This is a genomic window from Bradyrhizobium sp. ARR65, assembly GCF_000472385.1.
In the GTDB taxonomy this organism is placed as follows: Bacteria; Pseudomonadota; Alphaproteobacteria; order Rhizobiales; family Xanthobacteraceae; genus Bradyrhizobium.
On record NZ_AWZU01000010.1, the window covers coordinates 134450 to 149611 of the forward strand.

The window sequence follows — 15162 nt, forward strand, 5'->3', positions numbered from 1 at the left end:
TATCCTAGCCTGAGCACCTCAGAAAAGAAGCGACGCGCCTTGTGCTTCTAAGAGGCGGCCGCGTTCCACCACTTCAGGCTAGACGTGGCACTGAAGATTGTGACCGCTTGGATGCGGATGCCTGCGGTTATGAAATCGTCGAGAAGGATCATGACGCCAGCGCCGCACCGTCGCAGCCGAAAGATGACGAGCGCCAGGCGAGCCTGACCCTTGAGCACTAATCGCCTTCGAGCAGAACTGTCTTCGCGCACTCACAGCCGAGATAACCTCGGAGCTATCGAGGGTGCGGACGTTACGACGAGAAGGACAGAAATGAGTTCGGGTCGGTGTGCAGGCAAGGAAAGGGATCCGAGGAGCAGAGCGTGAGCCGCAGAAGAGCCGGCGGCTTGAGCTTCTCGTCGACCGGGATTATACGGCCGCCGATCGACTCGCTATTGCTTGGGTGGAGCTGCCATCTTGAGCGAACGCGAGAACGAGTGTCGAGAAGTGCAGATGATCGACGTCGTCAGATATGGCGCTGCCAAATGACGGAGTGTGGGCTGTTGGCAGATTGATCCGAACAAGCTGGAACCGCGGCTGCTTTTCAATTTGAAAACATCGGACAAGACGGCCCAACCGAACTCACGGGATGTGCGCGCTTCGGATCGAGCGAACATGCCTTGCCGCGGCAGTTGTAGCTTTTACCGGAGGCGCGCATGAGTGATAGCAGCGTCGGCTCTAACGAGGGGACCGACCGTTATGCGGTGGATAGGCGGCTTTATAAGGACTTCTGGGACTGGCTTGCTGCGAAGCTCCCGGACCGCCGCTCCCGCGGCGCCTACATCGCCGCAAATGATATGCGCGATTTTCTCGAGTGGATCCGCGAGACGAACAGACCCCCACTGGCCGACCGGATTGCGCGGCCGTCGTTAGACACCGACGTGCAAGCCTATGCAGCCGACTATATAGGACGTGATGTACCGGCGATTAGCGGGTTTCGTAACCGTCTGCTGAATTTGCGAGATATGCTTCGGGATTTCCGCCATGCCGAGTTCGAGAATTGGGCCACTGAGAGGCATGTGATGCTTCAGGCCTTTAATGAGTCCAGGCCGTCATCGGGCAGCCGCAATGATTCCGTGCCGTCATCGGGCAGCCGCCGTAGCAGCAGCGGCTCCCATGAGGGACCCGGCCCCCATGACGAGGATTGGCCGCTCCATCAGCACTTTTGGAAATGGCTTACTGATGAGCTCCCGAACCGCCGCTTCCGCGGTGCCGACTATGCCGCAGGCGATATCTACGATTTGCTCGAGTGGATCCACGAGACCAATAGACCCCCAATGGTCAACCGGATTGCGCTGCCGTCGTTCGATACCGACGTGCAAGCATATGCAGACGCCTGTATAGGGCGCGATGCACCGGCGATTGGCGGGTTTCGTAACCGTCTGCTGAATTTGCGAGATATGCTTCGGGATTTCCACCATGCCGAGTTCGAGAACTGGGCCCGTGCGAGCGGTGCGATGTTTCAGGACTTCGAAAACGTCGGGCCATCGTCATCACCACTGGCGCCCAGAACGCCGTCGGATCGCCCGACCATTGCAGTCGGCGCAGCGGCTGGGCAGGCACACCGTGACTTCGGAGCTTATGTCCTCCCCAGTTGGAGCGGCGGCCTTGCCCCGGACCCATTGATCGCGGAATTGCGAGAAAGCGGCCTCCTGCCGGCGGTATTGCGACCGCAAAGTGTGCTTATCAACGGCGCGCGCTATGCCGCCGTATTGTGGCCCGGGCGGGTGCCCGGGACCCCAAACAATCCGGAAGGCAAGAACTTTATTCTCACCCCTGGATACCAGGAGCTAGGGCTGCAGCTCCACCCGGGAGTTGAGCGGATGAATGAAATCGAGCCATTGCCCGATATCGGAGAGAGTGTCGGCCGTGACTGGGTCCACGGCCCGCGCGTGGCCGACGACTTCCTGATCAGCATACTGCGGGAGTTCAGACTTCTGCCGACCCCGGAGGTCCCAATGACACGTTTCTACATCCACCGTGAGCCGTACACGGCCGAATCGGGACCAGACGGCCGGATCCTTGTCATCCATCGGCTCCAAGCACCCTAAAGAACGCGTTTGGGCTGCAAACCGCATTCGACTGGAGCAGATGGAGGCGGAGTCACCATCATCTGCTACAGCGTAATGAGACTAATTGGATAACCTGCAAAATGGTTGGCGATACCTTGGAATAAGTCGCACGGCCTTGCCGATTGTTGCGCAGTGCCGGATCGATTGCTTCGCGCCGCAGCTCATGACGCGAGGCAGCCTGAAAGATCATGGTGTCCAGTGATCGAGAAACTCTTAGCGGTTACTCTACGCCTCGCGAGCAATGTTTCCCGCGAGGGCATCTCCGTTCTGATCCAGGTCGTAGAACTCGGCGATGATGGAGAAGAGGCGAGCCCCGCGGCTCATTCATCGGCGCCACTACGTGCGGCATAGCCTGTGCCACGTCCGCATCGATGCCCGCTCCCTGCATTCTATAACCCAGGAACGGCTCGCTGCGGCGCCGCACTGATCCGTGATCGACATCCTCTCTCGGCTGGAAGCCCCGCCCACGCGCCCGGTCGGCTCGGCGGCGGACAGCTGCGCAGTGAACAATTGGCTGATCAGCAGCACAGAGATCACGTTAAACATCGCCCACGCTCCGTATCTGGGATTCCAATCCCAACAAGGCTCTTCGCCTAAATGAGCGCAATCCGCTTGCTCGCTACAGTGCTTTGGAGAGCACGCTTTGCGAGCGGCTTGCTCCGAATTGCGGCTAGCCTGATCCAGAAAGAAACCACGATCCACGTCGGTAACATTGTCGCTGAGGCTATTTTCTACCCAATCGTCCATGTCAGCCGACACTGGTGCGCCGATGTTATTCCGTCCGCTTTCCCTGACGCGCGTCGCCGAATTGAATTGGACCAGAGCACGCCCAGATCTGCTAGCTACTCAGCTCCTAGATCCGCAAGGACGGGATTCAACCTCCCTTAAGTCGAGGGATCAGAATAATATTCACGCCTAGCGGATTATTCGGGCTTACTTCCCTGAGCCCTCTCCCCAACAGCGCTGTATAGGGTTGACCGCGGATGTAGAAGTTTGTCATCGGATGGAGCGGTGTCGGCAAACTCCTTCTTCTGTTGAGTGCACCGATCAGGATGTCTGGGGCGGGTTGCGGCCCATGGTCCCAGCCAAGGTCGATGACATGTCCGAAATCCTCCCGCGCCACAGCGTCGCGCGTTATGGGCGACATGGCGTCATTAGAATCCGAGCCACCGCCGCGCAATCCTGGAGACGACGGTGGGGATTCCGATGGCGGCGTTTCCCCGAAGAGCTGGGTGAAGAGCGGCGCTAGCGAGCTGTGCTGGTAAGAACTTTCTCCAGCCGCCGACGGTGCCCCATCTACTTCAAGCTGCTGTTCCAGGTCCAGGGCGAACTCCTCCAGGTCCCTCGCGTGCTCCTGAAGCATCCTGACCCCAGAGTCCACGCTGAGCCGAGGCTTACTCTTATAGAACGCCGTGATGTCTTCTTTCAGCGAGACGTCGTTGAGGCGACCGGCTATAGCCCTTCTGCTTGTCCTTTTGAGCCATCCGCTAAACCGGTTAAGAGACTTAACTGCTTGGTTGACTCTTTTCCGAGTTCCGACGAAGAGCCAAGGCTTTTCGGCGTCAATGTTCGCCCTGGCTGCCTCGGCCGCCGCGTCGATGAGCGCAGCGTCTTCGGGATAGGGACCCCGCCGAGCGGGCCGGCACGGTGCTCGATCGCGGGGCCCAAGCACGCCAGCGTGCCTTCGAAGCATCCTCAAGGCGACGAAGTGGGAGCGCGTGCCGTGAATACGTCTGAACGTCGCAAGATCTTCCTCAACGGTGTTGTCACCGAGGCGGCCGGCTATCGGGTTTTTATGCGCTCTTCGAAGCCAGTCGCTAAGCTTGCGAACAATATAAGTTGCCTTGTACACTTGTGACACGGTGTTGAGTCGCTCCCAAGGATGCCCCGCCGCAATAGCGGCTTTGGCCGCCTCGGCCGCCGCGTTGATCAGCACAACGTCTTCGGGATGAGGAATCACCGCGTTTCGCCGGTGCGGTGCCTGATTGCTCGAACCGGGCTGGCCACCAGGGACTGACACGTTGATTCCCCGACTAACTGCATCGCGTTCTATGCGAACGGCGGGAGTTACGAGATCTGGCGATTCAGCGAGCGTCCCGAGCGGGGCAGAACTGGCAGTTCGGCTACATTCGCCAGGGCCGAAACCCATTTCATTTCGAGATCCGGTCGCGCCATCCGTGCTGTCGTTCCGAAATTGAGAAGCGTGCGAATTCCCTCCAGGGCCTGACATATCGATCTCCGAGGTGATTGAGAGTGGGTATGCCTCTCATCAGCAAAGGCTGTGCCGACGCGTCCACCGATCAAGTTGTAAATGCCTGACTTGGATATTCGAGCGGCGTCCGAAAGCGATCGTCCCACTTTGGGGTACGATCGAGACCGAATATCAAGGTGCCGGTTTTGCTCCCAAGTGATTGTTGCCGCATTGGCGAGGTTGGCGCTGCATCGCCCGCCCAACCTTCGTCTTGATTCACAGCTTACGCGATCGACTCGGGCGATAAACCCACTCCGGGCAAAACTCCGGCGCACAGAAGCTGTCCACTGGCACGGCCCGTCCGCTCCGCAGCATCGAAAGTCATGTCCCGGTTGACGCTTTGCGCCCGCAAGTGGACGTCTGGCCGCGAGGAGAGTTGACGTCCATGTTGGTTTTCGGCGCAAGCCAGAGAACCGCGGTCATAGCAGCGTCCAAGGCCACAAATAAGTGGCGCTTAGTCTCGCTTTACGACAGCGTCATGCGCTAGCCGCACGATCGATAGAACGAGCGCGGGCGGGCAAGACGCTGGACGAACTCACCGACGGTATCGATACGGTCGCGGCGGTTGAGGGCAAGGCCCGACGCGAGCACCCGCCATTGCGCTCGCGAAATAGTCGGCGGCGGCGGCGGTGTGAGATTTGCGTTGAGTGCCTCGTTAGCTGGCCGCTGCGCATGCGGGTGGTTGCCGGTCAGGGTCAGATAGGCGACCACCGCGAGAGAATAGACGTCGTCGCTTTCTGCCCGTGGCTCACCCATCAGCATCTGCGGGGACGCATAAGCCGGCGTCAATAGTTCAATGTCGTCGAGCAGAGCGGTGGCGCTGTCGCGTTGCGGCGGAACGTCGAGCATGAGGGCTGTCCCAAAGTCCACAATTTTGATCTCGCCAGTCGAAGTCATGAAGATGTTTCCCGGTTTGAGGTCACCATGGACGATCCCTAGACTGTGCATGTGGACGAGACCCTGCCCGGCGGCGCGGACGATCTGAAAGGACACGGAGGGCGACAGCGGCCGTCCCTGACGATCGGCCAGGACCTGCGCCAGCGAGCGGCCCTTTAAGAACTCCATGACCAGGTAGTGGTACTTGCCGTCGTCGTCGGAATCGTAGATCCGCACCAAGTTCGGGTGTACGCAGTCGCGCAAAAGACGCGCCTCGCAGTGCAACAACTGCAATAATTTCTGGCGCATCTTCGCATGTGGTTGGATGACCTTCACTGCGACTTCTGGACTTTGTTCACGCGCCCACAGGCCGATCCGATCGATCGCACGATAGACGGTGCTGGTGCCGCCCTCGCTAATGACCTCTGCCAGATCGAAACGGCCGCCGAGCACGTATCCCAGGGGGGCGGTACTCACAATGCAGCCTCGACCAAGCATTCGGCGATCGCACTCGAATCGTAGGTCAGCCTTTGGGCAAGAGCGCAAGACAGCACCCTGCCCGTCGGAATGTAGAGCGTCAATGATCCGTTGAGTTCTTGATACGGGATTGCCGTCACGATCTGGCTGCTGCCTACCTGGAACGTGTCGCGTAGCTTACTCGTCGCCACCAGGGGACGGCGTACCAGCGTTGCGGGCGAACCGACCGCTCGTCCCAAGGTGCCGGCAGCGGCATGTGCCCGCCTCCTCCCGAAAAAGCTAAGAACTCTCACGGCGCTCCTTTCATAGGTGATCCGGACATCGGAACGAACGAAGGACACCCAAGCTGAAGGGATTGCTTACACTTTCCGCCCGCAGTTCATAGGTCACGTCGGGCCGATCAGGTCGACCGATCGTGATCGTGAAACGGTCGGGAGCGCCACGCGAGGTGGGCCGCGAGGCATCGATGAGACGGAACAGAGCCCAAGGGCCCGAGCGCTCAATCCTCTCCTCGGTTCCGTCCAGGGAAGCAAGGGCGACGGAAGCCGTGCTTGCATCGGTTCGACTCGGCCATTCAAGGTCATAGGCACGGGGTGCCTCGTGACGATAGACGATCTCCTTGCCATCCATGAAAAAAGTCGCGCGCAGAAATTTAGAGGCGAGATAGACCGGCTTGATGCTGAACTTCACGGCCGGAGCGGAGCCCGAGCCGCCGAAAAAGGACCTGCGAATCTCTCGCGCGCGCTGAAATTGAGACAGGGCAGCCGCATGGATCGGCGCTGCCGCACCGTCGATGGTTGCCAGCCCAAGACCGGTTCTGCCCTCGATGACGAATGGCGACAGGTACTTCTGAAAAAAATCATCGAGGATGCCGCCGGGGCGAAAGAGATCGCTGAAGTCCTTTAAAGTTACGTCTTCGGTCGCGGCGGCAAACAATGGATAACGCTGGTAGACGCCAGCTTGGCAGATCGGCGCCACTTCCTGCGTCCACACGGCATTGACATGACCGTGTGCCTGTCGAAGCAAGACGCTCCACGTCGAGAGCGCGATGTCGTTCATGATGGTACGGACCAGTTCGGGTCGTAGCGCCGAGTCAGCGCGCAAAGTGCCGAAGGCATCGTTGCTCGGATCCTTGACGCGCCGCTGAAAGAGCTGAAATGCGGCCTTGCCGGGATCGGGCGCGGTCGCGATATTGGCCATCGCTGCATACAGGCGGCCGAAAAGATCGCGGATGCGATCCATGCTGGCCACCTGTCCCGAGGCTCCGCCTATGCCCAGTTGCACCAGAGGTCGGAAGGCTTCGGTGATCCGTGTTCCAGGCCAGGGGGCGTCGCCGAATGCCGCCGAGAACACGGCGGCCGTTGTCTCACCCGCCTTGGCCGCGGTCTGCTCTCCGGGCGGCGGCAGGTTCGTATTGTCGCGTACGAGGGAAATGATCTGCTGCAGTGTGCTTTCCGGGCCGGCCAGCCCACGCAGGATCACCGAGGCGCGCTGCATATCGTCGAACTTGATGACGCGGAGGCTGCTCAGCGCGTTTGTCCAAACGCGAATGTAATCGGCAACATAGCGATCGATGACCTTGCGCATGACCTGTTGCGTATCCGCGGCGTCGAAGGAGCTGCCGGCCAGGCCCCAGTCGCCGCTTTGCTCGTCTTGGACGATGAGTGGAAGGTGCGGCAGCAGGAAATCGATCAAACCATCCCGTGTGAAGATGGCCGGGATGATCGCAGTACCACCCGAAGAAGCTAGTTCCTGCTGGCCAATTGTGGGGAAAGCAGCCTGAGGCTTTGTCTCCAGCTGGCCGGCTCCCAGCAGACTGACCAGGTCGATTGGCCGGAGCCGCGGGTTCTGAGTGCCTTCGCGCAAAAGTCGGGCGTAGACCTGCTCGACGAGCGGACGTTCCATCAGCCGCAAGCGCACCGCTACCACGAATTGCCGGTCGCTCGTGATGGGTTTCGGCAGCAACTCGATAAGTCGTGAAAAATGCTCCTGCAGTTCGCCAGCTGATGTCGTCTCGAGCGCAAACGCAACGGCCACTTCACTGCGCATAGCCTGTTCGACTTTGCCGCGATCGAAATGCCTCGGATCGCTCAGCATCAAATAGGTGCGGAACATTTCCTTGCCCTGGTCCAGCAGAGTATCGTTGCCAGATCTCAATAGCGCATCAATCCGAACGGCAAGCCTTCCAGCAAAAACCGGCAGCAGGCGGTCGACCAGAATCTCGTCATAGGTTTGTTGCGCAGCTGGCGCGAGCACCGGGGTCGCTGAAATCCCGAACTCACCGAGCCATGCAACCCAAGTGTTCTCGCCAGCTGCGAGACGCAGCTGGCGCGCGGCATTGAGGGTTGGCAGGAGCTTTACCAAATCCAGCGGCTCGCGTGCTTCCTTGAGGCGCGCTTGCATTGTCTGTGCGGCCATTCTGGTTTCAACGATACGTGCTTCGCTGCGAGCGAATGCGTGGTACCACTGATTCAGCGCGGCTAGCGCCAGCATGACTGCCGCCAGATAGCCACCACAGTGCACCACTGCGAGCTTGCGTTCGAGTTTGAGATTGCGGCCGACCAGCCCCTGCTCAGCGAAGATCACATCGGTCAGCAACCTCTTGATGAAGAATGCCTTTCCCGGCCCGATGGACGACGTGGGCGGGTTTGCGTGCAGACCGAAATTCCTTCTGATCGCACCGCTCATCCTCTCGATCGGCACTCCTTCCTGGGCAGCGCTTGTCAAGTAGACCCCGCGCAGCATCGGTCGCACTTCGAAGCGGCTCGGCCGGAAGACCTCGCTAACGAAACCGGCGGCCGCGGTCCGGATGCTCCACAATTCTTTCGGGAACATATACATTATTGCACGACGATTAGGATTGCGTTCGTCATGCATGCGAAACGCCAAGTTGCCCTCGAGCCCCTCGGCGAGTTGCTGAATCTCAAGGGTTACGGCGTCGTCGATGTGATCGCCCGGCCCCTCGAGAGGAAAGGTCTTGCCCCACACCTGGGCACGACCTTCATGGTCCAGATCGTCGAAATACTCGGTGAAGCCACGTACCAGGTCGCATTTGGTTACCAGAACATAGACCGGAATACGCATGCCAAATGTCTTGACCAGCTCCTGTATCCGCGAACGAATCGACTGGACGAGCCTGCGCCGGTTATCATCGCTCGATAAGAGATCGCACACGCTGATTGCGACCAAGATCCCGTTGATCGGTCGCCGGCGCCGGTGCATGGTAAGAAGATTGAGAAAGGCGTGCCAGGCCGCACGATCGACCTCGACATCCGTATCCTGTGTCGTGTAGCGGCTTGCCGTGTCGATAACGACTGCTTCTTCAGTAAACCACCAGTCGCAGTTTCGCGTGCCACCGACCCCCGCCACCGGATCGACACCGAGCCGTTCGGCCAGCGGAAACTCGAGGCCCGAGTTGCGCAGGATCGTTGTTTTGCCGGCGCCAGATGACCCAATGATGATGTACCAGGGCAATTCGAACAGGTAGCTTGGTCCGCGCTTGCCGGCGAACACCGTATCGCGCAGGACCTTCAGCGCGTCCTCGAAGCGTCCACGGATGAGATCGACCTCCTCCTGCCCGCGATTTTTGGAGGTCGTGACGAGGCCCTCGCTCTCCATCAATGACTTGATAACACGTCGGTTAGCACGGCGCGCCAGCCAGTAGCGGACAAGGATGCTCACGAGGACTGTCATGGAGACGCAGCCGATTGTCGCGGCGCGAACAGTCATCGAAACCAACGGATGTTGACCGAACAGGTCAAAGTCGGGACCGCCGAACCAGATCAACGCGTCGACCAGCAACAGGGTGAGCAACGTGATCATACCTCGCGCCGAAAAGAGGGCCGCGAATCGAGCACCAAACACCTGCCCCTCCCTTCTAGCGTGGCCCAGACTGGCCGATCACGACGAGCAGCTGCTCGACGGGCGAGAGTTCGTCCGATAGGCGCCAATGGAAGACAGCGTAAGCGGTCAGCATGATAACGGCAGCGGCGGTGAAGATGATCCATAGCGGCACGTAATGACGCACTCGCGTACGTACTTTGGCGCCGCGCCAATGTATCGATAGTTCGGCCCGTGATGCGCTCGTATAATCGCGCAACAGACGCTGAACGTCGTAACGCAGGTCTTCCAGCTGCTCGCGGCCACCTTCGACCACGCGGTACTTGCCCTCGAACCCCAGCAATAGGCAGATGTTGATGAGCTTGAGCAAGGCGAGATGTTTGGCCGGCTTTGCCTTCACGCGCTCGAGTATCTGGAAGACCTTCTCGCCGCCCCAGGTCTCGTTATGGAACTGATTGAGCAGGCTATTGTCACTCCAGGCGCTCTCACTGCCCCAGTGCGTGGTCATGACCGCCTCGTCCAGCAACGCGCATATCACGTAACGGGCGGCGCTTACATCGTCACCGCCCGCTTGGTGTTTTCCGGCACGCTCCTGGAAGTGCCGGATTTGCTCCACAATCCCGCGACGCAGCGCGCCGATATCGGCATTGTTGACGACGCGAAGCTGCGCGACGAGCAAAAGGAGCGGTGTCGCGGCCGCCACCAACGCATCCTCCACTGCCTTTGGCTCGAACAGACTTTGCACGACGATCTCGGCATGGTTCGCTGCCCACACCTCGTCGGATTCAGATACAGGCGACCGCAGAGCGCCCCTCGGGAAGGCGAGCTTCGGCGGAACGCAAGCGGAGGATTGCCCGACTTGAGAGTTACGGCTCGGACCGATTGGCCTGCGTCCGATGACTGTCGGTTCATCCATGTGTTGGCCAGTCACGTACGTTGCCTACGGATGGCCCAGAACTCGAGATGGAGATCCGAGTAGTCACCGCTCACGTGGAAAGCAAAGGCCGCGGAGCGCGGCAGGATACGCCACAGCTCCACCGACTGGTCCAGCTCGAAATAGACGGCATTCTGGATGTAGGGCAACTCGCGCGGTGCCACCGCGAGCGCGTGAATCGGAACACCAGGAAGCTGAAGATTGACGAGATCGCGAATCTGCTCGACGGAGCCTACTTTCATCTGCGCCGGAAGCTGGTTGCGCAACGTCTCAGACGGCACGCTTGCCACAGCGACCAGAACGAACCGAGAGTCCTGGAACAAGGTGCGGTCGGTGATCAGGCCGATCAAAATGCCGTAGCCTCGGTCCTGCAACGGGAGCGATATTGCGGCGCTCTCGATCACAACAGACAGCAGCTTACGCAGGATATCACCCAACGGCGTAAAGCAGCTTTCGAGATCCTCATGCCGGTAGTGAGGCATCTCTTGCGGTTTGCGGCGATCGCCAACGAAGCTCGACAACTGCCCGGTAAGGCTTAGCAATGCGCGGAAGAGGGCTTCAGGGTGATGCCCACGTGTTGCTGCGAAGTGGTCGAGCACGGCTTCTGCGCCGTTCACGATCGACAATGTGAAGAGATCAATTAGTCCGGCTCCGTCTGCCGTCGCGCGCGAGGGATCCGCGCGCGCAGCAAGCGCCTCCGCGCGTGTCCGCAGCAGTGATCTGGCCTCGTTCAACAGCGCGATCAGCGGCTTGGCTGCATAGATGTCGATGGCAGGCGGAACGTAGGTGTCGGATAACGTAATCGCGCGAGCCGGATCGATCTCACTGATGCGGGCAATAGGCAGAGCGATCAGATCAGCCTGCTCCTCGCCCTCGAAGATGAGATGTGTCGTTAGCGATGCAACCCTGATATCGACCGGAGCCTTTTCCGGCGAGGTCGCATTGCGGACCTGCAAGATCTCCTGATCGTGGCGGCGCGGTAGTGCATCGCCGGAACAGATGTCGCTGCCGGTCCGTCGGCGCGTGCCCACCGCGATCTTGACCAGCAGATTTTTCGCAGCCGACGGAGGGATTCGTCCGGTCGGAAGGCGGACATGCTCCGGCGCATGAAGGGCCGTGCCGTCGGGCATAATGGCTTCAAGCTCGGTAAGTGCGACTTGGCCAAGCGCCAGGAGATTGCGATCAACGGCAATTTTTCGAATGCCCCAGCCGTAGCCGACCAGACCAGAAACGCGGTTCTCGACCAGTTGCTCGATCCAGCGGTCGTGTTGCTGAAAGTGCTGCGGCCGCACCAACATGCCTTCGGACCAGATCGGTTTGCTTGTCGCAGACACTATTAGGCGCCTCTTCCCTGACCTTCCAAAAGATGCATCTGCCCGGCGCCGCCACGATCACGACGGACTAGTCAGAAGATTTTCCACCAAGTTCGGCTTGCTTCCTGCTCAATGCTCACAGCCTCAGCAGCCAATCTTACCCAGATTGTGTTGTCACGATTTGGGTTGATTTCGGCAGTTGAGCGCCACTGGGCATCGTTACCCGAGCGGAAGCCTGCGATCACGCCGACATTTCGGGTCTCGATCGGCGTATCGCGCTCGAACTCGACCTTGCTGCCAGGCGTCAGCTCGACCTCGCGCTTGGCCACCAGATCCGGCCCAAGCCGTTTGGCGTCATCGTCGAACAGCTCGAAAAACTGCGCCTGGGTGAAGGTGGTCGTCAACTTCAGTTCATAAATGCGGACCACGATCGGCGACGGCTCGCCGTGCGCGTTTGGATTGACGAGTTCATCGGCCTCGATCACGAACTTGATCGGCGTCGTCTTAGAGGTCTTATCAGTCGAACAACCGGTGCCTGCAGCGGCCATGAGCAACGCACCGCTAACGACGGACAACCGATGGACTGTGTTCGGCGGCGCCATTACGCCGTTTTCCCTTCATTTCGGTCGGATTTTGACCGTTGCGTTTCGTAGCTTCGGGCAAACTCTTCTGCGATATAGGAGCGAGCGGTTCGGTCAATGTCACCGACCATCGATGCGTGCAGTTCCACAAATCTGTCCCACAACTTGGCCTTATTAATGCGAGCGCCGAAAAACCCGCCATTTGCAGCGTCGCTCTCGATACGCTGGGGGCTCATGTGCGTTAGCACATTGCTGACCGCACCTCTCATTGCCGCAATCGCCGCGACCTCATGGGCCTTGATGTCGTCGAAGCCTGCGCGCACCGACCGCGAGAGCAACAGGAACCCGCGATCCTTTGCGAGCACCTCCCGCAGGGCATGACTGCTGCTGGCGAACTGTACTGCGTTGTCGTTCACAGCGCGTGTCTGCGACGGCCCGATCTGGCACTCATTCTTCAGCACGGCCCACGCCGCCAGTATCGAATGTAGGCCGTTCGTCATCTCGGCGATCGCACGGCCGAGTTCCGCAAAGAACTCGCGACGCTGTGCTGGTGGCACAAGGTTCGGATTGAACCCGAGCGCATTCCAGAACGCCTGCAGTTCGGCGTCGGATGGAGGGTCCGCGGGCAACCGCGGAGCACCGCTCGTTGTTGTGGTCCTCACCTGGGGTGCGCCAACCGCTCGCTGCGCAGCTGTTTCCTTCAGGCTCAGCAGCAGGCGATCGAGCTCTCGCTCATCGGGCGGCGGCGACCTTGAACCAGAATCTCGCAATTTCCCGAGGTGATCCGTCGGGGCAGAGGCGATCGGCCTAGGCGCGACCCGGAGCGCTTCGTTCGGCTCGTCGAGGCGCGCTTCTGTTTGCTGCGATGACACCGATGGCATGTGGCGCGATGCCGGTCTCGGCAACAGATCGCCGAGATCGAGATCCTCAGGGATGATTGGCGCAGGATGGCCATCCGACATTACACTCCTGCCATTGCAAGGTGCGGAGGGCAGCGCTCGGGATGGCTCGACAAATGGCGCGTCGACCGACGACAACGGAATTGATCGGATATTTCCCGATTGCGCGTGCGAGGACGGCCTCTCGGTCGTGGCAACGCTCGACGGTCGCCGGTGAAGATCCGCCAGTATCGGATCCGCAGCCTCGATGTCGTTGCTGAGCGCATTGTCTCCCGGCAAGGATGGCGGATGAGGTGCCGGCGGCTCCCATTGTGCCGCCGAATAGAAGATCCGGCGCGGTTCGGTCACCATTGAGGGATCGGGAGGAAGGTGCGCATCGCTTCGCAACGCTCCGACAGTCGGAACAGCTGCAGTTGCGAACTCTTGGTTGACTGTAGGAGACGAGATCGCCGGCTCTGTGCGGCCGAGGCGCACCGTTTTCGACCCCGTCAAGCCGAGCCGTTGACGTTCCTCGACAGGATCGTGCTCGATCATCACCGAGATGATGTAATTCGCCAAATATAGCGTATCGCCATCGGCTAGCGGCGCGGTATTGCCGCGTCCCAGCGGGGCGTCCACCGTGTTGATGTAGACGCCATTTGTGCTCGTATCGGTGATCGTGAAACCGACGCCATTGAATGCGATCACCGCATGTTGTCCCGACAGCGTATTGGTCGGATCTGGAAGCCGCCAGTTGCAGCCGCGCCCGCGACCGACAGAGCCGCCTTCCGCTCCAAACGCCTGTCTTGCGTTACGGCCCAAGGGCTCGGCGTTCTCTCCCAGGACTCCGAGTGTGACATGCATCCCGCACCTTTAGGCTTGCTCGCCGGCACAAGTGGTCATGCGGGTGTCCCATTGGAATTGCCGTGGCGGCAGCATTGTTTCCTACTAAGCAGCATTGTTGTTGGGTCGATCGATTGTCTTATACGCCGGTTGCGCAGGGCGAAAAGGTAAGGTCTCTTCGTGCGCTCAGCTGCATCGAAGGCCGCGCGGGCTTTCTCTCTCAGAAACAAGGCATGCCAACTCAAGCAAAGGAGCGCATCGGTCGGCTCACGCATCTACGTGCACTCCGCCAATTAATGTTGCCAGATTTCGGTAGCAACGGTCGTGCCAATGGCATCTCCAAGCTAACCAACTGATTGGACATAACAATATGTGGCGCGGCGAATGACGCAGGTGTTCTCAAACCGACAGAGGCCGTGCAGTCGTCAGACACCGGACAAGGTAAACCCTCAGACGACCTTTTTGGCTACACCCGGCCAGTGTCGTCTAGCTATCATTGACAAAATGGACAGCGGCAGCTCGTCGAGCCAACATAGCGACGACTTGGGGCCGAAAGATGCTCACGGGTCGTCGCTTGCGGCAGGCCGTGGGGCGTCACCTTGCAATTCACGCCCGGTGCGTCCGCCACAAGGGGCGGCCAATAGTTCAGGATGCCTTGCAGGGATATCACGACCTGCTGCCAGCTAAGTTCGTACCGCGGCCTCCTGAAAACCCCTCGCGTTGGCTGTGCGGGTCAACCACTTATCCCATACTGATGCTGAAGCTGGATGAGCCAACGTGCCGCTTGAGCCAGGACGAATACATGATGAGCCTCTCGGCAAGGAGCTTGTCGAGTTGGCTCAGGAGTTGGCTCGTTGTTTATCCATGATTGATATAATGACACATTTTCAAAACCGAGTTTGAGATCATCATTATCATTTACGGAGAAGACCGCCCTCCAGCGCCGCGAACAGGCGAGCGAGCCGCGGCTTCGCCGTGAGGTTAGCTACCGTTTCGATGGCACCCACAAATATCTTGTCTGTTTTGTCTACTTTCATGGCAATCGGGCGCGGTCAGCT

9 protein-coding genes and 1 pseudogene are annotated in these 15162 nt (G+C 59.7%); 2 read left to right on the forward strand and 8 right to left on the reverse strand.

Going from position 1 to position 15162, the window contains the following annotated elements; all coding sequences use genetic code 11:
• Positions 1 to 695: 695 nt before the first annotated feature.
• On the forward strand, positions 696 to 2090 hold the full coding sequence (locus F758_RS0114090; RefSeq protein ID WP_024508461.1) for a hypothetical protein: 1395 nt from the start codon (positions 696 to 698) through the stop codon (positions 2088 to 2090).
• Positions 2091 to 2985: 895 nt separating this feature from the next.
• Here the strand turns inward: F758_RS0114090 and F758_RS0114105 are convergent.
• The 8 genes and pseudogenes from F758_RS0114105 to F758_RS53265 all read right to left on the reverse strand — a co-directional run.
• On the reverse strand, positions 2986 to 4071 hold the full coding sequence (locus F758_RS0114105) for a hypothetical protein (RefSeq protein WP_035721936.1): 1086 nt from the start codon (positions 4069 to 4071) through the stop codon (positions 2986 to 2988).
• Positions 4072 to 4845: 774 nt separating this feature from the next.
• Positions 4846 to 5715, reverse strand: coding sequence for a serine/threonine-protein kinase (locus F758_RS0114115; RefSeq protein WP_198026485.1), 870 nt, complete (start codon positions 5713 to 5715; stop codon positions 4846 to 4848).
• Positions 5716 to 6018: 303 nt separating this feature from the next.
• A complete protein-coding gene (gene tssM, locus F758_RS0114125; protein ID WP_024508466.1) occupies positions 6019 to 9537 on the reverse strand; it encodes a type VI secretion system membrane subunit TssM in 3519 nt (1172 codons plus the stop codon).
• A gap of 55 nt (positions 9538 to 9592) precedes the next feature.
• Positions 9593 to 10300, reverse strand: a complete 708-nt coding sequence (gene icmH, locus F758_RS0114130) for a type IVB secretion system protein IcmH/DotU (RefSeq protein ID WP_198026486.1) — start codon at positions 10298 to 10300, stop codon at positions 9593 to 9595.
• A gap of 182 nt (positions 10301 to 10482) precedes the next feature.
• Complete coding sequence (tssK, locus tag F758_RS0114135) at positions 10483 to 11823, reverse strand: type VI secretion system baseplate subunit TssK (RefSeq protein WP_024508468.1); 1341 nt, start codon at positions 11821 to 11823, stop codon at positions 10483 to 10485.
• A gap of 71 nt (positions 11824 to 11894) precedes the next feature.
• On the reverse strand, positions 11895 to 12404 hold the full coding sequence (tssJ, locus tag F758_RS43915; protein ID WP_084305367.1) for a type VI secretion system lipoprotein TssJ: 510 nt from the start codon (positions 12402 to 12404) through the stop codon (positions 11895 to 11897).
• Positions 12404 to 13345 carry a type VI secretion system-associated FHA domain protein TagH gene (gene tagH, locus F758_RS51840; RefSeq protein ID WP_245286493.1) on the reverse strand — a complete coding sequence of 314 codons (942 nt, stop codon included), beginning with the start codon at positions 13343 to 13345 and terminating at the stop codon, positions 12404 to 12406. The genes tssJ and tagH overlap by 1 nt, the downstream gene beginning before the upstream one ends.
• A 504-nt stretch (positions 13346 to 13849) precedes the next feature.
• Positions 13850 to 14125 (reverse strand): annotated as a pseudogene (locus F758_RS53265) (FHA domain-containing protein); the annotation flags it as partial.
• Between the two features lie 62 nt (positions 14126 to 14187).
• Between F758_RS53265 and F758_RS49555 the strand changes: the two are divergent.
• The gene (locus F758_RS49555; protein ID WP_157450005.1) at positions 14188 to 14460 is read left to right on the forward strand and encodes a hypothetical protein; all 273 of its coding nucleotides are present in this window, start codon (positions 14188 to 14190) and stop codon (positions 14458 to 14460) included.
• The last annotated feature ends 702 nt before the right edge of the window (positions 14461 to 15162 follow it).